This window comes from Novosphingobium sp. BL-S-21, from assembly GCF_055521655.1.
On record NZ_CM145496.1, the window covers coordinates 1,836,618 to 1,859,965 of the forward strand.

Here is a 23,348-nt window from a genome sequence, read left to right on the forward strand (position 1 = left end):
ATGGCGCGCCTCGTGGAAATTCACAGGTCGATCTTTACCCAGATCGTCGCCTGGGCGATCCTGATCGCGGCGATGATCACGTTCGGCCTCTGGCTGCTGACCGATACCACGATCCAGCGCACCAACCGCCTGGCGCTGGAACGCGCGGTGGACGTGGACCTTGCGGGCATGGTCGACATTTTCGCCAGCGGCGGCGCGGTCGAACTTTCCAACCGCATCAACGACCGCCTTGCGCTTCAGCCGCGGGATGCCAACCCGGCGCACTATCTTCTGGCCGACGCCAGGGGCGCGCCGCTCGCGGGCGACCTTCGCGCATGGCCCGGCCTCCACGCCGGCGTCTCGGAAACCGGCGATGTCACCTTGCCCGATGGCCAGCGCGCGCTGGGCCGCGCCACCCAGCTCGGGCCGGACCTGCGGCTGCTGGTTGCCCACGAGTACCGCGATCTCGGCCTGCTGCTGCGGCAAGTCGCGCTGGCCTTCCTGGCCGGCGGGCTGCTGGCGGTGGGTGCCGTGGCGCTGGCCGGCTGGTTCGCCGCGCGCCGCCTGGCCGGCCGGATCGAGCGCATCAACGCCGCCTTCCGCCACCCCTACGATGCCGCGCTGGCCCAGCTCGCCAAAGGCTCGAAGGACCGCGACGAGATCGACGAGCTGACCCGCCACTCCGGCGATGCCCTCTCCCGCCTGCGCCGCCTCGCCAGCGCCCAGCGCGAAACCACGGACCAGGTCGCGCACGAGATGCGCACCCCGCTCATGCATCTGGACAACCGCCTGGTGCGGGCGCTGGCCGCGACGCCCGACGGCGAAACGTCGGCGCGGATCGTCGATGCCCGGCTGGAGATCCGCGGCATCATCCGCATGCTCGAATCGCTTCTGGACATCGCCGCCAGCCAGGCCCGCCGCGGCGACCGCCATGGCCTGGCCCCGGTGGACCTCAGCCTTCTCGCCGAGCGACTGGGCGAACTCTATGCCGACAGTGCCGAGGAATCGGGCCACGGGTTCGAACTCGCCATCACCCCCGGCGTCGTGGTGGAAGGCGAGGAAATGCAGTTGACCCGGCTCATCACCAACCTGCTCGACAATGCCTTCAAGTTCGTCCCCCCGGGCGGAAACGTCAGGCTGGAGCTGGAGAAGGGGCCGCGGCTGACCGTGCGCGACGATGGCCCCGGCGTTCCGGCCGAAGAGCGGGAGCGCATCTTCGAGAAGTTCGGCCGCGCGGCCAACCGGGACGGCCAGAACGGCGCCGGGCTGGGCCTTGCCCTCTGCAAGGCGATTGCCGAGCGCCATCATCTTGAAATCACTCTCGCGCCCACCGAAAAAGGCGCCTGCTTCACGATTGCACCGGAGTCGAAACCATGAATGCGCCCAGGTCCGCCCTGAACGTCCTGGCCGGCGCGGCGCTGCTGGTCGGCACGCCGGCGCTCTGCGTGCCTGCCCCAGTCTCAGCCGCACCAGCCCTGCCCCCGTCGCGGGACGAGCGCGTGGCCCAGGCCCTGCTTGCCGCGCAGGAAGCCGCCGGTTCCGCCGACCCGGCAGCGCTGGGCGATGCGCTGCGCGTGATCGACCGTTCCGGCGCCCGGCCGATGGAAGGCTGGACCGGCGCCGATCCGGTCCCCGCCTGGCGTGCACTGGTGCCGGCGGCGGCAGGCTCGCCCTTGCGCGGCAGCCCGCTCGGGCCGGGCTACCGCTCCGGCCAGATCGGCGCGGGCAAGAGCGATTCCTTCCAGCAGGTGTTCCTTTCGGGCCGCAAGGCCAGCATCGCCCTTTCCGCCGTGGGCGGCGAGCCGCTGAGCCTGCGCGTCGTCGATGCCGACCACAAGCCGGTCTGCCTGGCGGACGCCCAGCGCCGCGCCTGCCGCTGGGTGCCGGTGTTCACCCAGCGCTACCTGATCGAAGTGCGCAACGGCGGCCAGAGCCAGGCCAACTATTTCCTGGTCGTCGACTGATCGCCGCCGCGAAAAGCCCCTCAGGGCCACCTGGGACATTTTCGCCTGATGACGCACCCGGTCTTTGCGGGTAGACGATCCGCCGTGGGCACTCTCAGGCAGTTCTTCCGGGCCCGTCCCGGCCTTGCGGCAATGCTGCTGGCCGCGGCCCTGTGCCTCAAGATCTTCGTGCCCACCGGCTACATGCCTTCAGCCCAGGGCGGCGCGCTGACGGTGGAGCTTTGCTCCGGCTCGGCACCGGCCGGCTCCAAGGTGCTGATCCACGTCGAGCGCAAGGGCGGCAGTCACGACGCGTCGAACACCGCCGATCACCCTTGCGCCTTTTCCTCGCACTCCGCGGCCGCGCTCGATGCCGTGCTTCCGGCGCTCGTCGCGGCGGCCTTGCTGTTCGTCTTCGTCGCGGCCGTCCTGCACCGTCCGCTGGCGCTTCGCCGCCTTCGCGCGCAGATCCGTCCGCCCCTGAGAGGGCCGCCCCTCCCCGCCTGATCCCGATGCGACGCTGCCGGTCCCGAGCCTGCGGCACGACATGACGCGCGCATGCCGATCCTCATGGACGGCCTGCCGATCAGGTGAATATCCCCATGTACAGATTCCTGCTCGCGCTTGGCGCGACGCCGCTTGCCCTGTTTTCCGGGGCAGCCCTTGCCGAGGATGCCGATGCGGCGCCCGGCTCGACCATCCTCGTCGTCGGCCAGCGCGACGCGCCCATCAGCCTGGAAGCCCGCGGCCTTTCCGTCAGCCTCGGCAACGAACAGTTCGCGGGCGTCAATGCCCGCAACGTCGAAGACCTGATGAAATACGCGCCCGACTTCTTCGTGCGCACCCGCTACGCCGGCGATTCCAACGGCGTCCCCGGCTTTCGCGGCACGCATTCCACCCAGAGCGCCCGGACGCTGGTCATGGTGGATGGCTTCACGGTCTCCAACTTCCTGGGCAACTCCTTTGCCTATGCGCCCAAATGGGGCGTGGTCGGCCCGGGCGAGGTTTCGCAGTTCGACGTGGTCTATGGCCCCTACTCGGCCCGCTATGCCGGCAATTCGATGGGCGGAGTGGTCAATATCACCACCCGCTCGCCCGAGAAGACCGAAGCCTTCGTCTCCGTCCAGGGCATGAACCAGCCCTATGACCAATACGGCACCCATGACAGCTACTGGGGCTATTCGGCCGAAGCGGGCATGGGTTTCCGGCAGGAAGACGGTCCCTGGTCGATCCGCCTGTCGGGCCGCCACTTCCGCAACGAGGGCCATCCGCAGATGTTCTACGGGCTCTCTCCGAGCACGGCGAGCGTCGGCGCCCCCGCCCTTCCGGCGGTGACCGGCGCCGTGGTCGATCCGGGCCAGCACATGACCAGTGCCCCGGGCACGGCGACCAACCCGATCTTCGCAGCGCAGAGCCCGGCGATCATCACCCAGGACCAGGCCAAGCTCCGCCTCGGCTACGATGGCGCTTCCGGCGTGACCGGCGAGGCGCTGCTGGCCTATTGGCACAATCTCGACAGCCAGACCGCGCCCGACTGCTATTTGCGCGACGCCGCGGGAGGCAAGGTCTGCGACGGCACCGTGACCTTCGGCGGGCAGGCCTACACCGCCAGCGGCGCCAACTGGTCCCGCACCATCCGCGACGAACTGCTGGCAGGGATCAAGCTTTCCGCGCCGGTTTCGGATGCGGTGACGGTGACGGCCAATGTCTCGACCTACCAGATCCTGCGCTCGGACGCCTTCACCTCGAAGGGCTACAATGCCGGCGCGCAGGACGGCGCGGGGACGCTCGCACGGCAGGGGCCGACGGCATGGTACACCGGGGAGCTTGCGGCCACGGCCCGGCTGGGCGGCGCCGAACTGGCGGGCGGCACCGCGGCCAACCTCTATCGCACCGACCTCATCACTTACAGCCTGGCCAACTGGCGCCGCGACACGGGCCGGACATTCGCGACCCGGAGCTTTGGCAAAACCCGCACGCTTTCCGCCTGGGCCGAACTGCGGGTGCCGGTCGAGGCCGTGACACTCACCCTCGGCGGCCGGTTCGAGGACTGGCACGCCTTCGACGGCGGGCTCGGCCGGATGGGTTCGAACGGCCTTGCCGTGGACAACCGGTATGACGGCCGCCATGCCGATGCCTTCCAGCCCAAGGCCTCGGCCGAATGGTCCATCGACGGGGATACGAGACTTCAACTGAGCCTCGCCAAGGCCACGCGGTTCCCCACGGTGGGCGAGTTGTTTCAGGGCAGCCTGGACGGCAACGGCCTGTTCGACCCCCAGAGCTTCGATCCGAACCTGAAGCCGGAGCGATCCACCGATGCCAATCTCGTGCTGGCGCGGCAGTTCGGCAAAGTGAAGCTCACCGGCTCCGCCTTCTGGCAGCGGGTGCGCAACACGATCTTCTCGTTCACCGGATTCAACCAGAACGGGGTAACGACGTCCACGTACAAGAACATCGACCTGACCCGGCAATATGGCTTCGAGCTGATCGCGGAAGCACGCGGCGTGCTGCTGGAGGGCCTGGATCTCGATGCCAATGCGGCCTGGATCGATTCGGCCACCTTGCGCAACGACAGCGCGCCAGCAGCGGAAGGTGTGCAGTTCCCCCGCATCCCCCGCTGGCGTCTCAACGGCAACTTGCGATACCGCGTGGCGCCGCCGGTGCTTGTCTCGATCGGGGTGCGCTATGCCAGCCGTCCGAACACCGACCTGTTCGGGCTCCAGCGCGGCGACACTTACGGCTACACGTCCGAACTTTTCGCGCTCGACGCCAAGGTGAGCTGGGACGTTACCGACCAGCTTCGCTTCAGCGCGGGCGTGGACAATCTCACCAACGACCGGGCCTGGGTCTATCACCCCTATCCGCAGCGCAGCTTCCTGGTGGAAGCGGGATGGAAACTGTGACGACGATCCGAACCGTGAACGCTGCCGCGCCGCGCACCGAACGCTGGTATCGTGCCGTATGGCGCTGGCATTTCTATGCCGGGCTGTTCTGCCTGCCGTTCGTGCTGTGGCTGTCGGTGACGGGGGGCATCTACTTGTTCAAGCCGCAGATCGAGGGCCTGCTCTATGCACCTTTCCGCGATGTCGCGAGCGGCCCGGCCCCTGCGCTGGCGCCCGCGACGATCGCGGCGCGCGCCGTTGCCGCGGTGCCGGGGTCGGTGCTCCACAAGTACGTCCTGCCCAAGGCCAAGGGCGATGCCGTGGAAGTGCTGGTGGGCCAGGGCACGGACGAGGTGCGGGTCTGGGTCCATCCGCAGACCGGCCGGGTCCTTCACCAGGTGGCCGAAGAGGACAGGCTGATGCGCGTCGTCTTCCGCCTTCATGGCGAATTGCTGGCGGGGAATCGCGGATCGGCCCTGGTCGAGACGGCCGCGTGCTGGACCATCGTCATGCTGCTTACCGGCCTGTTCCTCTGGTGGCCCCGGCAGACGGGAGGGAAATTGGCCGGCGTGGTCTATCCGCGCCTGCGCCGCGGCCGCGCGCTGTTCTGGCGAGACATCCATGCCGTGACCGGCCTGTGGATCTCGCTCGGTGCGCTGTTCCTGATCGCTTCCGGCCTGCCCTGGGCCAATGCCTGGGGGGACTACTTCCGGAACATCCGCGCGGTCACCGGCACGCTGGAGGGGGTGCAGGACTGGTCCGCCGGCTCCGCTGCCGATGCCGATCGCCGCGCCATCGCCGATGCCGGCATGCGGGCGATGATGGCGGAACACGCCGAGCATGGCGCGCAGAGTGCGATGACCATGCCCGGGGGAATGATGATGGCCGCGCCAGAGGCGATGACAGCGCCGGGAGAGAAGGCGCTCGATGCCGTCGTCGCGCAGGCGCAGGGCCTTCACTTTGCCGCGCCGGTCGAAGTGAGCCCGCCCATGGCCGAGGGCGCCTTGTGGCAAGTGCGCAGCCAGGCCGAGAACCGCCCCGCCCGCGACAGCGCCGAAATTTCCGGCGATGGCCGACTGGTCGGCGTGCAGCGCTTCGGCCAGCGCCACTGGATCGACCGCGCAGTCGGCTATGGTGTCGCCGTGCACGAGGGCGCGTGGTGGGGACTGGCCAACCAATTGGTCAACCTCGCCGTCCTGCTCGGCCTCGTCATGCTATGCCTTTCGAGCGTGGTGCTCTGGTGGCGTAGGCGGCCGGATCGGGTGCTGGGCGCGCCCGCCGCTTTCGCGCCGCTGCGACATAGCTGGCTGCTGGTCGCGCTGGTCTTCGCACTGGCGCTGGCGATGCCGCTGTTCGGATTGTCGCTCGCCCTGGCGGCGGCGCTGGAAGGGGCCGGCAAGCGGCTGGTGCCCCGGCTGGGCGCCTGGATGGGCTGGCGGGCACCACGCATTTCCAGCTGAGACTCCAGCTGAGATCGGGGCGGAGCAAGGAAATGGTGGCGCTTCGCTCCGGCGAATTCTTGAACACCCGTTCAGCACACCTCTTCTGATGGCGGCCGTTTCGGTCTAGCCCGGTGGGGAAGCGCGCCGGGCCCGGCCATCGATCCAGGCTGAGACAGGCGCCGCAACGGGAGAATGCGTGTGTCCTACAAGGTTGCCATCGTCACCGGCGCTGCCGCCGGCATCGGCGCGGCCTGTTCCAGGCGGCTGGCCAGACAGGGCGTGGCCGTCGCCGTGCTCGACCTCGATGCCGAGCGCTGCGCCGATACCGTCGCTGCCATTCGCGAGGCGGGCGGCACGGCCCTGGCCGTGGGGGCCGACGTGTCGAGCCGGGCTTCGGTTCAGGCCGCCGTGGAACAGGTGCGCGAGGCGCTGGGGCCGATCTCGATCCTGGTCAACAATGCAGGTGTCACCGACTTCACGCCGTTCGAGGAACTCACGGACGAGCGCTGGGACTTCATCTACGCCGTCAACGTGCGCGGCCCGTTCATCATGACGCAGGAGTGCCTGCCCGACATGAAAGCGGCGGCATGGGGCCGGATCGTCAATATATCGTCCTCCAGCGCGCAGACCGGGGCGATAAACATGATCCCCTATTCGTCCTCGAAAGGCGCGGTGGTGACCATGACCCGATCCATGGCGCAGGAATTCGGGCCTTACGGGATCACCGTGAACAACATCCCGCCCGGATCGGTGATGGGGACGATCATGTCGGAAGCGAACCGCGACCGCTTCCAGATCCCGACCGAGGTGCTGCTGCAGTCGGTCCCGGTACGCCGCCTTGGCGAACCGGACGACATCGCCAATGCCTGCGCCTGGCTCTGCCACGAGGATTCGGGCTACGTCACCGGCCAGACCATCGGCGTCAACGGCGGACGCGTGGTGACCTGAGAGGGTCTTCCCCCCGGTCAAGGCTCAGGCCAGGCCGGCGGGCATCAGCCTCGCCTATGGGGCCAAGCAGGCCCGGACAAATGTAAAGGGCCGGCGGTTTGCACCGCCGGCCCTTCGTTCCACATGGGGGGTGGTGGAATTACTGGAGGAAGATCAGGCCTCGGCCTTCTTGCCCTCGGTCTCGTAGCGTTCGATCGCCTCGACGACGATGCGGCGGGCTTCCTCGGCGCCGCCCCAGGTGCCGACGCGGACCCACTTTTCGGCCTCGAGATCCTTGTAGTGAGTGAAGAAGTGCTCGATCTGGCTGAACACGATCGGCGGCAGATCGCCCTTTTCCTGCACGTCGGAATAGTAAGGGAAGGTCTTGTCGTCAGGCACGCAGACCAGCTTCTCGTCGCCGCCGTGCTCGTCTTCCAGGTTCAGCACCGCGATCGGGCGAACGCGCACGACCGCGCCGGGGACGAAGGGCGAGCGCGCGACGACCAGCGCGTCGAGCGGGTCACCGTCGGGCGACAGGGTGTGCGGCACGAAACCGTAATTCGCCGGATAGCGCATCGGGGTGTGCAGGATACGATCGACGAACAGGGCGCCGGAGTCCTTGTCGAACTCGTACTTCACGGGCTCACCGCCGATGGGGACCTCGATGATGACGTTCAGGCTCTCCGGCGGGTTCTTGCCGACAGGAATCATGTCGATGCGCATGTTGGTCCTTCATTACAGGCACGGGTCAATAGTGCCGGTTAGTCTTTGACCGCGGGGCTTAGCCTTGCAACTTATGCACCGCAACTGCCTTATCGTGGTAGATGTAGCCAGTTTGCGACACATGCGCTGCTGCGATAGACGAATCCCCTCAGACACCGATGGCCCGGCACGAAAAAACCCGGAAGCGGACGGGGATCCGCTTCCGGGCTATTTCGTTGCCTTCAAAGGCTAACTTGCGCGATGGTCCCCGCGCGGACGGAGCTTTACTTGCTGCGCGGCGCCAGCAGGCGGTCGAGCCCGTTCACCTTGCCCGGCGTGGTGCTTTCCAGCCACGGCCAGCGCAGGCCGCCGTGATAGTCGATGGTCACGGTGCTGAAGGCATCGCCGCGCTTCACCAGCAGCGAGATCGGCTCTTTCGCAGTCTTGGCCGCGGTGATCGCGTCCTTGATGGTCTCGCCGCTATAGGCGGTGCCGTTCACCGCCATGACCTTCACCCCGCTGACGAGACCGGCATTGTAGCCCAGTCCATCGAACACGGCGCCCGTCACGGTGCCCTCGTTGTCCAGCGAGACGCCCAGCGAATAGCTGAGGTCCAGCGACTTGCGCGAATCCGCGATGCCCTTCTCATAGCCGTTCTGGGTGTCCTTCCAGACCAGCTTGTACCCGGCCATCTCCACGCCCTTGGTCGGCGCGGGCTGGTTGGTGTCGTAGATGCGGGTCTTGAGGAAGCTGGCCCAGTCATAGGGATATACGCCGTTCAGCGTCTTGACGACTTCGTCGAAGTCGTACGTCAGTTCACCCCAATCGCCGTCGCGAACGCCGAAGAAGGCCTTGGCGAAATCGTCGAGGCCTTTCTTGCCGCCGGTGCCCTGGCGGATGATCTGGTCCGCTTCGAGCCAGGTCAGCGCGCCTTCCACATAGTAGTCCTCGGTGCGGGTGACCGAGGTGTAGGGCAGCGGGCGGCGCATGTTGAGGACTGGCGCGAACGTGGTGTCCTCCACCGAACGCCAGCCGCGCCCCGGCGTCGCTTCCGCATAGCGCGCGACCGCGCCGGCCAGCGTGTCAAGGATGGTCTGCTTGGTCTGCACGCCCGAACGCGCGGCCAGGATATAGCCCCAGAACTGGGTCTGGCCCTCATAGACCCAGAGCAGCGTGTTCTGCATCGGCTGCTGGTAGTCCGGCGTCCACAGATCGGCCGGGCGGCGATACTTGCCGTTCCAGCTATGGACGAATTCGTGCGGGATCACGTTGCGATCGAAGTCCATCTTGTCCCACTCGGTCCAGACCTTGGGCTCCATCTGGTTTTCGCTCGAGCGATGGTGCTCTAGGCCGATCCCGCCCATGCGGTCGGTCAGGGCCAGCAGGAAGTCGTAATGGTCGAAGTGGCGCGCGCCGAACGTCAGCAGCGCTTCCGAAACGAGGTTGCGGTAGGTCTTCATGTTCTCGGGCTTGATGCCGAGCAGCTTGGCCTCGTCTGCCACCACGTCCATGCTGACGTCATGGCCAAGGTCCCAGCGCTGGGCGTACTTGCCCGCGAAGATCGGCTCGTCGACCAGGCGCTCGTAGTCGGTCGGCGCCCAGGTCACGGTGTCGCCCTGCTGGCTCTTGCCATCGAGCGCGGTGTAGACGGTCCAGCCGGCCGGGAACTTGACGGTGGGCTTCACGGTCAACCCGCGGGTGTAGTAGCCCGAGGGATAGAGGCTCATCTTTTCCCACTGCAGGTTCAGCATTTCCCGCGTCATGGTGATGCGGCCTTCCTTGGCCTGCACCGGCGAGGTGTGGATGAACCTGGCCGTGACGACCTGCGTTCCTGCCGGCAGCTCCAGATGGAAGGCATTCACGGCCACGGTGTCGCGCTGCCACTTGATCTCCTTGCCATCGGCAAAGAAATGGACCTGCGCAAGCAGCGCCGCGGGGCCGGTGGGCGAATGGTTGCCCGGCAGCCAGCTCGGCTGGACGAGGATCAGCTTGTCGGTGCCGGCCGCAACGGGGAATTGCTGCGTGACGCGGTAGACGCCGTGGACGACATCGCTGGCATCGATGTCGAGCGCGATCGTGCCGGGATAGGCCTTGTCCTGCGCGGCGGGAAGCGGTGCGGGCAGCGCGGGGGCCGCAGGACGGCTGCGCTGCGCCGTGTCCTGCGCGAGGGCCGGGGTTGATACGGAGAGGAGGGCGAGGAGCGTGACGACCGCGGAACGATATTTCATTACGTCATTCTTTGCGACAGTTGCCCGATTTGGCAACCGTCCAATCCACTAAACCGGCCGGGGCCACTTTCCCCGCCGCTGCAATCGGGCTAAGCGCGCGCGTCATGAGCACCACACCACAGGCTATTCGCGGAACCCAGGACATCTTCGGCACCGATGCCGAGGCTTTCTCCCATGTCGTCGCGACGTTCGAGCGTGTCCGCAAGCTCTACCGTTTCCGCCGGGTGGAAATGCCGGTCTTCGAGAAGACCGAAGTGTTCTCGCGCTCGATCGGCGAGACCACCGACGTGGTGTCCAAGGAAATGTATTCCTTCGAGGATCGCGGCGGCGAATCGCTGACGCTGCGCCCCGAATTCACCGCCGGGCTCGCCCGCGCCTACCTGACCGACGGCTGGAAGCAGTTCGCCCCGCTCAAGGTCGCCACTCACGGCCCGCTGTTCCGCTACGAACGCCCGCAGAAGGGCCGCTACCGCCAGTTCCACCAGATCGACGCCGAACTGATCGGCTCGCCCGAGCCGCTGGCCGACGTGGAACTGCTGGTCATGGCCGACCACCTGCTGAAGGAACTCGGCATTTCCGACGGCGTGGCGCTCCAGCTCAACACCCTGGGCGACGTTGCCAGCCGCGATGCCTGGCGCGCGGCGCTGATCGAATATTTCCGCGCTCACAAGGCGGAATTGTCCGAGGATTCGCAGGACCGCCTCGAACGCAACCCGCTGCGCATCCTCGATTCCAAGGACCCGCGCGACAAGGTCTTCGTGGGCGATGCGCCGAAGATCGACGCCTATCTCTCGGCAGAGGCGCAGGACTTCTTCGCCGCGGTGACCGCCGGGCTCGATGCCGCCGGCGTCGCCTATGAGCGCGCGCCGTCGCTGGTGCGCGGGCTGGACTACTATCGCCACACCGCCTTCGAATTCGTCACCACCCGCCTCGGCGCGCAGGGCACCGTGCTCGGCGGCGGCCGCTATGACGGACTGATGGAAAGCCTCGGCGGCGCTGCCACCCCGGCCGTGGGCTGGGCGGCAGGGATCGAGCGGCTCGCCATGCTGGTGGCCGATGCCGGCACGCTCACCGAAGCGCCGCTGACCGTGGTGCTTGCGGTCGAGGACGATGCCGCGCTGGGTTATGCCCAGAAGGTCATCACCGCGCTGCGTTTCCAGGGCCTCGACGCGGAGATGGTCGCCACCGGCAGCCCCCGCAAGCGCTTCGACAAGGCCGTGAAGATGGGCGCCAAGGTGCTCGTCTCGTTCGGCGCCAAGGACGGCCAGCCCAGCGCCAACTTGCGCGCGGCCGAACCGACCGCCGAATATCTCGCGGTCGAGCAGGTCCTCCAGTCGGTCCATCCGTGAGCATATCCGACACCCGTCTGGCGCAGATCGCCGCGCGTTTCTCCGAGCTTGAGGCGCGCCTCGCCTCGGGCACGCTGGAAGGCGACGCCTTCGTCACCGCCAGCCGCGACTATGCCGAGCTGGAACCGGTGGCGCGCGTCGCTGCCGAAGTCGTGTCGATGCGCGGGGAAATGGAATCGCTCCAGACGCTGGAAGACCCCGACCCCGACATGCGCGCCCTGGCCGAGGAGGAAATCCACCGGATCAAGGCCGAACTGCCCGAGGCCGAACGCCAGCTGGCCATCGCCATGCTCCCGCGCGACGCGGCAGACGTGCGCCCGGCCATGCTGGAAATCCGCGCCGGCACCGGCGGTGACGAGGCCGCCCTCTTCGCGGCCGACCTCTATCGCATGTACGAGCGCTATGCCGCGGAACAGGGCTGGCGGGTCGAGATGATCTCCGTCAACGCCAACGATCTCGGCGGCTTCAAGGAAGTGGTCGCCAATGTCGCCGGCGCGGGCGTCTTCGCCAAGCTGAAGTTCGAGAGCGGCGTCCACCGGGTCCAGCGCGTGCCGGTCACCGAATCGGGCGGCCGTATCCACACTTCGGCGGCGACCGTCGCGGTGCTGCCCGAGCCGAGCGAAGTCGACGTCCAGATCGAGGACAAGGACCTCAAGATCGACATCTTCCGCGCCTCGGGCGCGGGCGGCCAGCACGTCAACACCACCGATTCGGCCGTGCGCATCACGCACTTGCCCAGCAATCTCGTGGTGATCTGCCAGGATGAGCGCAGCCAGCACAAGAACAAGGCCAAGGCCATGCAGGTCCTGCGCGCGCGTCTCTACGAGAAGATGCGCGAAGAGGCCCATGGCGCCGAGGCCGAAGCCCGCAAGGCGATGGTCGGTTCGGGCGACCGTTCGGAGCGCATCCGCACCTACAATTTCCCGCAGGGCCGCGTGACCGATCACCGCATCAACCTGACCCTGCACCGCCTGCCCGAAATTCTCGAAGGTCCGGGCCTTGCCGAAATGGTCGACGCCCTGCTGGCCGAGGACGAGGCCAAGCGCCTCGCGGCCATGGATGCTTGAGGATCCGGCCTTGGCGCCGGGTGCCTGTCAAGCGCCCCGCGCCTGCTGACCGCGCCCAACCATGACTGACCCCGCGCTCACGGCCGGCGAGGCGATTCGCGAAGCCGCCGGACTTCTCTCCGCGACCAGCGACACCGCCCGTCTCGACGCCGAAGTGCTCATGGCCCACGCCATCGGCTGCTCGCGCTCGTCGCTGCTGCTCTCGCGCATGCGCGATCCAGCGCCCGCAGGTTTCGCCGCATTGGTCGCGCGCCGCGCGGAGCACGAACCCGTCGCCTATATCACCGGCGCTCAGGAGTTCTTCGGCCTGCCGTTCACGGTCGGGCCGGACGTGCTGATCCCGCGCGGGGATTCGGAGATTCTCGTCGAGGCGGCACTGGCCGCCCGGCCCGCGGCCCGCGCCGTGCTGGACTGCGGGACCGGGTCCGGCGCCCTGCTGCTGGCCGTGCTCGCCAACTTGCCCGAAGCGCGCGGCGTGGGCGTGGACAGTTCCCCCGGCGCGCTCGCGGTGGCGACCGGCAATGCCGAAGCGCTGGGCCTTGGCGCCCGCGCCCGCATGGCGCTGGCCGATTGGCATGCGCCCGGCTGGGCCGATGCGCTGGGCGGCCCGTTCGACCTGATTCTCGCCAATCCTCCCTATGTCGAGACGACCGTGACGCTTGACCGCTCGGTCGCCGGATACGAGCCGGCCAGCGCGCTCTACGCGGGCGAACTGGGGCTGGACGACTATCGCGTGCTGATCCCGCAATTGCCGGGCCTGCTTGCCCCGGGCGGCGCCGCGCTGGTGGAGATCGGCCACGAACAGGCCGAGCCCGTCGCCGCGATCGGCAGCGAGTGCGGCCTCTCCAGCCGCCTCCATCGCGATCTGGGAAATCGTCCCAGGGTGCTGGAGTTTTCAACAGCTGCGTAAGTTTTCACTTGGAATTCCGGCCCGGAATGCCTAAGGATTACGGCGAACCAGCACATGGATGGAATTTCCCATGTGGGTGGTTCGCCTCCAACCTTTGCAGATCGTCGCGGCCTGAAGTGGCTACGACCCGGCAACGGTGGAGTTCACGGCACTCGGGGGCGATCCGTGATCATGTGACGTGTGGCAGATCGGCCCGACGGGAACAGGCCGATGCCCTGGGTTTTTGAGGAAATAATCCTTGAATAATAATCGTGGTAATAACCGTCGGCGTGGCCGCGGTAACAATCGCCAGCAGGGCGGTCAGCAGATCAATCGGATCGACAGCAGGGCTCGCGGCAATGCGCCGCAGTTGCTGGAGAAGTACAAGAAGCTGGCCCATGACGCGCATCTGAATGGTGACCGCGTGCAGGAGGAATATTACCTCCAGTTCGCAGACCACTACTTCCGCGTCCTTGCTGATCAAAAGCAACGCCAAGAAGATTCGCGCCAGCCGCGCCGCGACGATCGCGGTTCCGACTATGGCGACGATTACGCAGTCGACGAATATGGCGACTACGAATCGCCCGCCCCGGAACGGCAGGAACGCCAGGAGCGTCCGGAGCGCAACTTCGATCGGCAGGAGCAGCGCCAGGAGCGCCAGCCCCGCCGCGAAGATTCGCGCCGTGACGATAGCCGTCGTGACGATACCCGCCGTGAGGATGGGCGTCGTGAGGATACCCGCCGCGAAGACAACCGTCGCGACGACAGCCGCCGCGACGAGCGCGCTCCCCGCCCCGAATCGGTCGAGGAAGAGGCGGTTGCCGCACCCGGCAACGAGGCGGAAGTCACCGGCGATCCGATGGTCTACGAACCGGCGGAAAACCCGTTCGTTCGCGACAATCGCGCCTCGCGCGGCCTGAAGCAGCGCAAGCCGCGCGGCCGCCGTGACGAAGAAGCAGCGGGCGAAAATGCCGGTGAAGAGGCTCCCGCCGTGGAAGCCGAACCGACTGGCAACCTCGATCCCGCGATCCTGCCGCCCGCCATCGCCGCCGCTCCGGCCAAGCGCGCGCCCCGCGCCGCCAAGGCTGCGGAAAAGCTGGTTGAAAAGCCCACCGAGGAGGCCGAAGCCGCCGAGGAAAAGCCCCGTCGCCGCCGCACCCGCAAGGCTGCGCCGTCGTCGGACGAGGGCGGTGAAAACCCGCTGGAAGCCGTCAACTCGTAAGAGCCTGACCGGCCGGGCGGAAACGTCCAGCATTTCGCGACCCACGTCTCGCCGCAAGGCAGGACGTGGGTCGTCGCTTTTCCGGGCCGGCAATATGCGCAGCGAGTTCAGGCACGGCGCAGGCAAATCCGCTCTTTTCACGAACTTCGCTTGCCTCCCACGACAGGCCCCTACATAGCGGCGCCATTGGATTCCCATCGGCGCGAGGCCCGGCTCTGAAACCCGTAATGGACTTCCTCGATCGCCGCCCGCGCCTTGCGGCCGGACTTGTCGCGATTCTGGCCGGCGTCATCGCCGCCTGCGGCTTCCAACCCCTGGGCCTCTGGCCGCTGACCCTGCTCGGCGTGGCCGTGCTGGTGGAACTCATCGCGCGGGCGCCCAGCGGGAAGCGCGCGTTCTTCATCGGCTGGTTCTTCGGTCTCGGTCACTTCACGCTCGGCGACAACTGGATCGCGACGGCCTTTACCTATCAGGCCTCGATGCCTGCCTGGCTGGGCATGATCGCCGTCTGCCTGATCTCTCTCTATCTCGCGGTATATCCGGGCCTCGCCGCGCTGGGCGCCTGGCTGCTGCTGCGGCTGGACCGCGGCCGAACCCCGGAAAGCCCGCCGAATGCCGCCGGTCCCGGCGCTTTCCTGCTTCTTGCGCTGGCCTTTGCCCCGGCCTGGATCGTCACCGAATGGCTGCGGGCCTGGGTCTTCACCGGCTTTGCCTGGAACCCGCTTGGCGTGGCCATGCTCGGCGGTCACGATACGCGCGGACTGGCCCTGCTCGCGCCCTGGGTGGGGACCTATGGGCTGTCCGGGCTCCTCGCCCTGATCGCCTGTGTCCCCGGCCTGCTCTGGCGGCTTTCGCGCAGATCGCGCGGCGGCGCACGCTGGGCCTGGGCACTCCCTGCCCTCGCCCTGTTCGGGCCGCTCGCGGCGCTGATGACCCTGCCAGACCCCTGGGCCGCGCGCGCCGAAGGCGCCGTTCGCTACACGCTTGTCCAGCCGGACATTCGCCAGGAATTCATCGACGACCCGCGCTTCTACGAGGCCAATTTCGTCAAGCTGGCGCGCTTGTCCCTGCCGCGCGCGCCGGGTGACCGGCGCGTGGTGTTCTGGCCGGAATCGGGCCTGGGCGACTATATTCGCGATGGCTATCCGCAGTTCCTCTACCGCATGTATACCTATGCGGAGGACCCCGTATTGGCGCGCGAGCGTATCGGCCGGGTCATCGGCCCTTACGCCGTGCTTATGACCGGCGCGGTCGACCTCGTCATCAAGGACGGCGAAGGCATCGCCGCACGCAATTCGGTCTCCATGATCGACGGCGACGGCAATCTGCTGGCGAGCTATTCGAAGGCCCATCTCGTCCCCTATGGCGAGTACCTCGCGCTGCGCTGGTTGCTGGAACCGCTCGGCGCGACGCGCCTCGTGCCCGGCGCGCTGGATTTCTGGCCCGGACCGGGTCCGCGCACGTTCGACCTCGGTGCCTGGGGCAAGGCGGGCGTGCAGATCTGCTACGAAATCGTTTTCAGCGGTCAGGTGGCCGACCCGCGCGTGAGGCCGGACTATATCTTCAACCCTTCCAACGACGGCTGGTTCGGACGCTGGGGCCCGCCGCAGCACCTGGCCCAGGCCCGGCTTCGGGCGATCGAGGAAGGGCTTCCGGTCATGCGCTCCACCACCACCGGGATCAGCGCGGTGATCGATGCCGATGGCCTGGTGCGCGCCTATGTGCCCTGGCACAGCGCCGGCAGGCTCGACGGACGCATCCCGCCGCCCCGCGAACCGACGCCTTTCGCAATATTCGGAAACTTGCTGCCGCTGACACTTGCCACGGCTTTCTGGACGCTTGCGCTTTCCGTTATTGCGCTCCGCCGTCGTCGTCGCTAGACCAGTGCCCACATAAAGATTTCTTTATATGTGGTGTCACGATGCGAAATGACTATGTCTTTACCTCCGAGAGCGTCTCGGAAGGCCATCCCGACAAGGTTTCGGACCAGATTTCCGACGCCATCGTCGATCTCTTCCTTTCGAAGGACCCGGAAGCCCGCGTTGCCTGCGAAACCCTGACGACCACCCAGCGTGTCGTCCTTGCCGGCGAAGTACGCGGCAAGGGCATGATCGACAAGGACGGTCACTGGGAAGACGGCGCGCAGGAGGAAATCCAGCACATCGTCCGTGAAACCGTGAAGCGCATCGGCTACGAACAGGCCGGCTTCCACTGGCAGGACCTGCTGTTCGAGAACCACCTGCACCCGCAGAGCGCGGACATCGCGCAGGGCGTGGACTCGGCCGGCAACAAGGACGAAGGCGCCGGCGACCAGGGCATCATGTTCGGTTTCGCCTGCGACGAAACGCCGGACCTCATGCCGGCCACGCTCGATTACAGCCACAAGATCCTCGAACGCCTCGCGGCCGACCGTCACTCGGGCGCCGCGCCGTTCCTCGAACCCGATGCCAAGAGCCAGGTGACCCTGCGCTTTAAGGACGGCGTGCCCGTGGAAGCGACCGCCGTGGTCGTCTCCACCCAGCACAAGGCCGGCTACCACGAAGGCGGCAAGGACGCGGAACTCAAGGAATACGTGAAGAAGGCCGTGGGCGAGATCCTGCCCGCCGGCTTCGTCACCGAAAACACCAAGTTCCACATCAACCCCACCGGCAAGTTCGAAATCGGCGGCCCTGACGGCGATGCCGGCCTGACCGGCCGCAAGATCATCGTCGACACGTACGGCGGTGCGGCTCCGCACGGCGGCGGCGCCTTCTCGGGCAAGGACCCCACCAAGGTCGACCGTTCGGCCGCCTACGTCACGCGCTACCTCGCGAAGAACGTCGTCGCAGCCGGCCTCGCCAAGCGCTGCACGATCCAGATCGCCTATGCGATCGGCGTGTCCGAGCCGCTTTCGCTCTATGTCGATACGCACGGCACCGGCTCGGCCAGCGACGCGGATCTCGAAGTGGCGATCGCCAAGGTCGCTGCGGACAAGCTCGGCGGCCTGACCCCGCGCGGCATCCGCACGGGTCTTGGCCTCAACAAGCCGATCTACGGCAAGACGGCTGCTTACGGCCACTTCGGCCGCAAGCCCGAAGGCGACCTGTTCCCCTGGGAACGCACCGACCTTGCCGACGCGCTGAAGGCCGCTCTGGCCTGAACCGCAGTCCGGTCCGGGACCTGATCCCGGATTTCGGCGGACGGCCTTGAAGCGGGCCGGGTTTCCCACGCGGGAACCCGGCCCGTTTTCGTTCCGTCCAGCCAGGTTCGGACTTTTCTCCCCACTGTCATCCGCCTGCGCCCGGTGCTGCGCTATTCGCGATGCGCGGCGTCGACAGCACGCCCGGCCTTGGCCTAATGGCATCCGATCTCTTCTCCGAGGCATTCCCGATGGCTTACGACACGCTGATATCCGTCCCGCAGTTGCACGTGCTCTTCGCGGACGGTGCGGACGTGCTGGTGCTCGATTGCGATTTCGAACTGGGCATGCCGGACAAGGGCCGTGCCGCCTATCGCGCCGGGCACCTGCCGGGCGCGCGCTACGCCCATCTCGACGAGGATCTGGCCGGCCCGCCCGATGGCAGCAACGGCCGCCATCCGCTGCCCGCGCGCGTCGCTTTCGCGGCCTGGCTGCGGACTCAGGGACTCAAGCAGGGCCAGCAGGTGGTGGCCTGCGATTCCAGCGGCGGCGCCTGGGCGGCGCGGGCCTGGTGGTTGCTGCGCTGGATAGGCCACGCCAGAGTCGCCGTGCTCGACGGCGGCAAGCAAGCCTGGACGGCCGCCGGCCTGCCGCTGGAGACCGGCGACGCCGCACCCGCCGTGCCGGGCGACTTCGTCGCCGGCGATCCGCTCGTCCCCTCGCCGGCCACGGCGCGGGAGGTCCTGGCCAATATCGAGCAAGGCGCGGCGCAAGTGCTGGACGCGCGCGACCCGTCGCGGTTCCGGGGCGATCCCAACCCCGTCGACCCCGTAGCCGGGCATATCCCGGGCGCCCGCAACCGCTTCTTCCGCGACAACCTCGCCGCCGATGGACGTTTCCGCCCGGCCGACGAACTCGGCGCCGCCTTCACCGCCCTGCTGGGGAAGCAGCCGGCCCTGCTCTCCTGCGGCTCGGGTGTGACCGCCTGTCACAATGCCCTGGCGATGGCTGTGGCTGGCCTGCCGCAGCCAAGGCTCTACCCCGGATCATGGAGCGAATGGATCGCCGACCCGGCCCGGCCCGTCGCCACCGGAGACGCCTGAGCGCCCCTCCTGAAGCAGGGTTTGCGCTGTCAGAACAATTGGATGCTTGCCCGAGGCCCGGATTTCTGCCCTTGAAAGAGCGTTGCCGGTTTCGATGAAGGGGATTCGCCCCGGCCATCGACTTACGGCGGGGGGCAAGCATGAAGACTCGGCTCTGGGCCTGCCTGGCAGCGGGCCTTCTGGCGGAAATGACGGTGGGCGTTCCGGCGGCGCTGGCTTCGGCCCGGACTGCGGCAGGAGCCTCGGCAGCGCCCGGGCCAGTTTCCGCCGTGGCCGAACTTCGCGCCCTTGCCGATTACGACACCTCGGGCGATCCCAAGGCCGCGCTCCGCCGGGTCGATGCCGCGCTTGCCGGTGCCCGCAAGGCCGGCGCCGTCGATCCCGTGGACCGCCTCATGGCCGAAGCCACCCGGGCCGAAGCGCTGTTCTGGATGGGCCGCTACAAGGAAGCGCTGGCGGGCTTTCGCAATTTCGACGCGGAGATGACCGCGCGGAATCAACCCATGACGCCGCGCCGCGCGGAAATCGTCAACAACATCGGATCCGCACTCTCCAGCCTGGGCAAGCTGGACGAAGCGCGAACCTACAAGCTGCGCGCACTGGAATTGAGCGAGACCCTCGCCGGGCGCGACAGCAGCGAATATGCCGCCGCGCTCTACGGGCTGGCGCTGATAGACTACCGCCGCGGACTGCCTCTGGAAGCGATTCCCAAAGTGCAGCAGGCCGTGACCGTGGCCACCCTGGCCAGCACGCGGACGGGCCGTAACAACGAGAGTCCCGCCGTCTACGGCATCACTCTCAGCACCCTGCAGATTCAGGCCGGCGATTCGACCTCCGCGATCGCCGCCGCCCGCGCCGCCGCGATCTGGGCCGACTCGCATCTCGGCAAGGAGCACCGCCTGACGCTGGCCACGCTCAATGCGCTGGGCGCCGCGCTCAACGATGCGGGGCTTTACGCCCAGGCCACGCCGATCCTGCGGCGGGCGCTGGACTTGCGCATGGCCAAGAGCGATCCCGACCCGCGCGATCTGGGCTATTCGCTCAATGCCGTGGCCTATGCGCTGGATCTGGCCGGATTTTCCGAGGACGCCTTGGGCTTCTACGAGCGCTCGGCGGAGATTTTCGAAAAGCTGCCCGCTTCGGACCAGCCGATGTCCGGCGCCAATGTCTTCGGGCAGATCGCCCGGATCGTCCGCGACGACGGCCAGATCGACCGCGCCCTCGCGCTCGACCGCAAGGCGCTGGGCATGGCGCGGCGCATCGCCGCCTCGCCCGACGATCCCGAAGTGCTCCGCGCCGAACTCAGCCTGGCCAAACTGCTCCTTGCCACCGGAGACATCGATGCGGCGCAGGCGCTGCTCGACCATGTCAACGCAGCCTATGCGCGCCGGGCGCTGCCGACCAATCTCGACCGGGTGGCCGCGCTGGCCCTGCGCGCCGCCGTCGACGCCCGCCGGGGCGATCCGGCGGCGGCGCTCGCTGCGGCAAAGCCCGCGCTCGAACCTCTGCGCAGCCATCTGCTGGATCGCACCAGCGCCGCCACCGGCACGATTCGCCTTCGCGACCAGGCCGCGGGCACATTCGTCCTCGAAGCCCGGATCGCCATCGCCGCAGGGGACCGGGAAACCGCGTTCGACGCCTTGCAGATGGCGGGGATGGGCGATCTCCAGACCGCGTTCACTTCCGTCGACGCCATTGCCGATCGCTATGGTCCCGAGGCCAATGCCGCGATCCGCGCCTATCTCTCCGCCAGCGCCGAACTGCGCGAATTGCACAAGCAGCGCGACCGCGCGCTCACCCGGGACCGGACCGGCGCAAGCCCGAACGAGAGCCCCGACCCGACCGCCAAGAGGATCGCCGCGGCCGAGGAAAACCTCCGCGCACTGGACAAACGGATCGGCGCGCTGGTGCCCGGCTATGCCTCGCTGACGGGTTTCGAACCGGCCAGCCTGGCCGCCGCCCGGTCCCGACTGGCGCCGGGCCAGGCGCTCCTGCTCTACGGGCAGGACGCGGAGGGCCTGGTGATCATGGCCGTCACCCGCAAGGCCGTGACGGCGGCGGAAACGCCGATCCCCGGACGCCGCCTGGCCGAATTGCAGCGGCGGCTTCGCGCCTCGATCGAGGACGGCGTGCTCACCGACGGCAAATCCGCCTTCGACCGCGATTCGGCCTACCAGCTCTACCGGCTGCTGTTCCCCCAGCCGATCGCCAGGGCCCTGCAGGAAAGCCGCGATGTCGCGATCCTGGCGCCGGGCATGCTGTCCGCCCTGCCCTTCGGCGCGCTGGTGACAAGGCCCCCGACTGGCGACGATGCCGATCCGCAGGCGCTGCGCCAGACCGATTGGCTCGCCCGCCATCACGGCGTGAGCACGCTGGTGACCGCAGCGCCGCTCGCCCGCCCCGGCGAACGCCATGCCCGCCCGCGCGGATTTGCCGGGATCGGTGCGCCGCTTCTGCCCCGGGGCGGAACGGAAAGCTGGACGAGCTCCCTCGAATCCACGCTCGCCGGCCTGCCCGAACTGCCGGGCGCGGCGCAGGAACTTCAGGCCATGGCCCGGTCGTTTCATGGCGAGCGCCAGGTTCTCGTGGGAGCGGGGGCGACCGAGGCGGCCGTGAAAGCGGCCCCGCTCTCGGCCGCCGGGGTGATCGCCTTCGCCACTCACGGCCTGGTCGGCGGCGCGTACCGCAACCTGGTGGAGCCTGCCCTGGTGCTCACGCCCGCTCCCGGCTCGGATGACTCCGAAGATGGCCTGCTGACCGCTTCGGAGATCGCGCGACTGAACCTGGATGCGGACTGGGTGATTCTATCCGCCTGCGACACCAGCGCGGGCGAGAGCGAGAATGCCCCGACGTATTCGGGCCTGGCCCGCGCTTTCGTTTCGGCGGGAGCCCGCGCGCTCCTGCTGTCGCACTGGCCCGTCCGCGACGATGTCGCCAGCCGCATGACGCTGCGCACCGTGCGGGCGGCGCATGGTCGGACCAGCCGCGCCGAGGCGCTGAGACGCGCGCAGATGACCGTGCTTGGGGACACCCATGTGGCTGGCGGGTCCCACCCTGCTACATGGGCGCCTTTCGTCCTCGTCGGCGAATGAGCAGGTGGCCGGACCGGGGAACCTCCCCGTCCGGCCCGCCCTACCCGACTTGACCAGTTCGCCTTACTTGGCCAGTTCGCCCTCGATAGCATCCACCAGCAGCGGATCCTGCGGGGTGGTGCCCGGCGCGAAACGTCCGACCACGGCGCCCTCGCGCGAGACCAGGAACTTCTCGAAGTTCCACAGTACTTCGGGATCGTCGTTCGGGGTCATGCCATAGCCCTTGAAGCGCTCCTTCATGCCATCGACATCGCCCTGCTTGGTGGGAATGGCTGCGGTGAGCGCGGCATAGAGCGGCTGCTTGGCTTCGCCGGTAACGTCGGCCTTGGTGAAGAGCGGGAACGAGACGCCGTAGTTGAGCTGGCAGAACTCGACGATTTCCTCGTCGGTGCCCGGCTCCTGCGCGCCGAAATCATTGGCCGGGAAGCCCAGCACTTCGAAGCCCTTGCCCTTGTAGTCCTCGTAGAGCTTCTCCAGCCCTTCGTACTGCGGCGTCAGTCCGCACTTGGAGGCGACGTTGACCACCAGAAGGACTTTGCCTTCGTGATTGGCCAGGCTGTCGGCGCTGCCATCGATGCGGGTCAGCGGAATCTGGGCGATATCGGACATTCGAGGCTCTCCAAGGGATGCGAGGGAATAGGTTCGGGGACGGAGACTGCGTCAGCTTGGTGACGCAAGCAAGGCATTGGCGGCAAGGCTGCGCGCGATCAATCCGCGTTGCGGTAGTCGGCGATCACGTCGCCGCATTCGGCCAGTTCCGCCTCGTGGCCTTCCTCACGCCAGGTCTCGGCCAGGGCTTCGGCTTCCCACTGCTTCATCGCGGGGTGATCCAGCACTGCATCGACCCAGGACTGGCAGGTGCCGACGTCGAGCCCGTAAGTGCGGATGCGGAAGGCAACCGGGGCGAAGAAGGCGTCCACGGCGGTGAAGCTGGCCCCGGCCAGCCAGGGACCGCCGAAGCGCGAGAGACCCTCGCTGAACAGCTCGCGCAGCCGGGCCACATCGCGGACCAGCCCCGGCCGCATCGGCTTGGGGCGAACGCGGACGCCGACATTCATCGTGCAGTCGTTGCGCAGGGCGGAGAAGCCGCCGTGCATTTCCGCGACCGCGCATTGCGCGAAGGCGCGTGCCGCTTCGTCGGCCGGCCAGATGCCGGGATGGCGGTCCGCGAGATAGAGCGTGATGCCCAGGGAATCCCACAAGGTACGGTCGCCGTCGATCAGCGCGGGCACTTGCCCGGTGGGCGAGAAGCTGCGGAATGCGTCGTAGTTCGCCGGCGCGGTGAAGGGCTCGATCCGGTCGGCGAAATCGATGCCGAGCGCCTTCATCAACAGCCACGGCCGCAGCGACCAGCTGGAGTAGTTCCGATTGGCGGTGATCAACGTATAGGCCATCCGGAACTCTC

General features: G+C 67.8%; 18 protein-coding genes. 14 read left to right on the forward strand and 4 right to left on the reverse strand.

Features of this window, described 5'->3' with window-relative positions; translation table 11 throughout:
- The 6 genes from ACZ1J6_RS17180 (at position 1) to ACZ1J6_RS17205 (ending at position 7,194) form a co-directional block, all read left to right on the forward strand.
- A complete protein-coding gene (locus ACZ1J6_RS17180) occupies positions 1 to 1,356 on the forward strand; it encodes a HAMP domain-containing sensor histidine kinase (RefSeq protein WP_465127594.1) in 1,356 nt (451 codons plus the stop codon).
- The gene (locus tag ACZ1J6_RS17185; RefSeq protein WP_465127595.1) at positions 1,353 to 1,943 is read left to right on the forward strand and encodes a hypothetical protein; all 591 of its coding nucleotides are present in this window, start codon (positions 1,353 to 1,355) and stop codon (positions 1,941 to 1,943) included. Before ACZ1J6_RS17180 ends, ACZ1J6_RS17185 begins: the two co-directional genes overlap by 4 nt.
- Before the next feature lie 84 nt (positions 1,944 to 2,027).
- On the forward strand, positions 2,028 to 2,429 hold the full coding sequence (locus ACZ1J6_RS17190; protein ID WP_132264579.1) for a hypothetical protein: 402 nt from the start codon (positions 2,028 to 2,030) through the stop codon (positions 2,427 to 2,429).
- A gap of 95 nt (positions 2,430 to 2,524) precedes the next feature.
- Positions 2,525 to 4,825, forward strand: coding sequence for a TonB-dependent receptor (locus ACZ1J6_RS17195; RefSeq protein WP_465127596.1), 2,301 nt, complete (start codon positions 2,525 to 2,527; stop codon positions 4,823 to 4,825).
- A gap of 5 nt (positions 4,826 to 4,830) precedes the next feature.
- A complete protein-coding gene (locus tag ACZ1J6_RS17200) occupies positions 4,831 to 6,264 on the forward strand; it encodes a PepSY-associated TM helix domain-containing protein (protein WP_465128261.1) in 1,434 nt (477 codons plus the stop codon).
- 174 nt (positions 6,265 to 6,438) lie between these two features.
- Positions 6,439 to 7,194 carry a glucose 1-dehydrogenase gene (locus ACZ1J6_RS17205; RefSeq protein WP_165921362.1) on the forward strand — a complete coding sequence of 252 codons (756 nt, stop codon included), beginning with the start codon at positions 6,439 to 6,441 and terminating at the stop codon, positions 7,192 to 7,194.
- 153 nt (positions 7,195 to 7,347) lie between these two features.
- Here ACZ1J6_RS17205 and ppa read toward each other — a convergent pair whose 3' ends face one another.
- Together ppa and ACZ1J6_RS17215 are read right to left on the reverse strand one after the other, a co-directional pair.
- Positions 7,348 to 7,896, reverse strand: a complete 549-nt coding sequence (gene ppa, locus ACZ1J6_RS17210) for an inorganic diphosphatase (RefSeq protein ID WP_132264572.1) — start codon at positions 7,894 to 7,896, stop codon at positions 7,348 to 7,350.
- A gap of 263 nt (positions 7,897 to 8,159) precedes the next feature.
- Positions 8,160 to 10,103, reverse strand: coding sequence for a M61 family metallopeptidase (locus ACZ1J6_RS17215; protein WP_465127597.1), 1,944 nt, complete (start codon positions 10,101 to 10,103; stop codon positions 8,160 to 8,162).
- Between the two features lie 104 nt (positions 10,104 to 10,207).
- On the opposite strand from ACZ1J6_RS17215, the gene hisS reads away from it, so the two are divergent.
- The 8 genes from hisS to ACZ1J6_RS17255 all read left to right on the forward strand — a co-directional run bounded on the left by hisS (position 10,208) and on the right by ACZ1J6_RS17255 (position 21,943).
- Entirely contained in the window at positions 10,208 to 11,452 is a 1,245-nt protein-coding gene (gene hisS, locus ACZ1J6_RS17220; protein ID WP_134094738.1) for a histidine--tRNA ligase, read from the forward strand.
- Positions 11,449 to 12,519, forward strand: a complete 1,071-nt coding sequence (prfA, locus tag ACZ1J6_RS17225) for a peptide chain release factor 1 (protein WP_132264567.1) — start codon at positions 11,449 to 11,451, stop codon at positions 12,517 to 12,519. Before hisS ends, prfA begins: the two co-directional genes overlap by 4 nt.
- 61 nt (positions 12,520 to 12,580) lie before the next feature.
- A complete protein-coding gene (prmC, locus tag ACZ1J6_RS17230) occupies positions 12,581 to 13,429 on the forward strand; it encodes a peptide chain release factor N(5)-glutamine methyltransferase (RefSeq protein ID WP_465127598.1) in 849 nt (282 codons plus the stop codon).
- Positions 13,430 to 13,667: 238 nt separating this feature from the next.
- Positions 13,668 to 14,630, forward strand: a complete 963-nt coding sequence (locus ACZ1J6_RS17235; protein WP_465127599.1) for a DUF4167 domain-containing protein — start codon at positions 13,668 to 13,670, stop codon at positions 14,628 to 14,630.
- Between the two features lie 227 nt (positions 14,631 to 14,857).
- Positions 14,858 to 16,510, forward strand: coding sequence for an apolipoprotein N-acyltransferase (gene lnt, locus ACZ1J6_RS17240; RefSeq protein ID WP_465127600.1), 1,653 nt, complete (start codon positions 14,858 to 14,860; stop codon positions 16,508 to 16,510).
- A gap of 41 nt (positions 16,511 to 16,551) precedes the next feature.
- Positions 16,552 to 17,769, forward strand: coding sequence for a methionine adenosyltransferase (gene metK / locus ACZ1J6_RS17245; protein ID WP_132264560.1), 1,218 nt, complete (start codon positions 16,552 to 16,554; stop codon positions 17,767 to 17,769).
- Positions 17,770 to 17,999: 230 nt separating this feature from the next.
- Positions 18,000 to 18,851 carry a sulfurtransferase gene (locus ACZ1J6_RS17250; RefSeq protein WP_465127601.1) on the forward strand — a complete coding sequence of 284 codons (852 nt, stop codon included), beginning with the start codon at positions 18,000 to 18,002 and terminating at the stop codon, positions 18,849 to 18,851.
- A 140-nt stretch (positions 18,852 to 18,991) separates the two neighbouring features.
- Complete coding sequence (locus ACZ1J6_RS17255; RefSeq protein WP_465127602.1) at positions 18,992 to 21,943, forward strand: CHAT domain-containing tetratricopeptide repeat protein; 2,952 nt, start codon at positions 18,992 to 18,994, stop codon at positions 21,941 to 21,943.
- A 63-nt stretch (positions 21,944 to 22,006) separates the two neighbouring features.
- On the opposite strand, the gene ACZ1J6_RS17260 is transcribed toward ACZ1J6_RS17255, so the two are convergent.
- Together ACZ1J6_RS17260 and ACZ1J6_RS17265 are read right to left on the reverse strand one after the other, a co-directional pair.
- Positions 22,007 to 22,552: a glutathione peroxidase gene (locus tag ACZ1J6_RS17260; RefSeq protein WP_132264556.1), complete on the reverse strand. Its 546-nt coding sequence runs from the start codon at positions 22,550 to 22,552 to the stop codon at positions 22,007 to 22,009.
- A gap of 98 nt (positions 22,553 to 22,650) precedes the next feature.
- Entirely contained in the window at positions 22,651 to 23,337 is a 687-nt protein-coding gene (locus ACZ1J6_RS17265; RefSeq protein ID WP_132264554.1) for a glutathione S-transferase family protein, read from the reverse strand.
- Positions 23,338 to 23,348 lie beyond the last annotated feature (11 nt).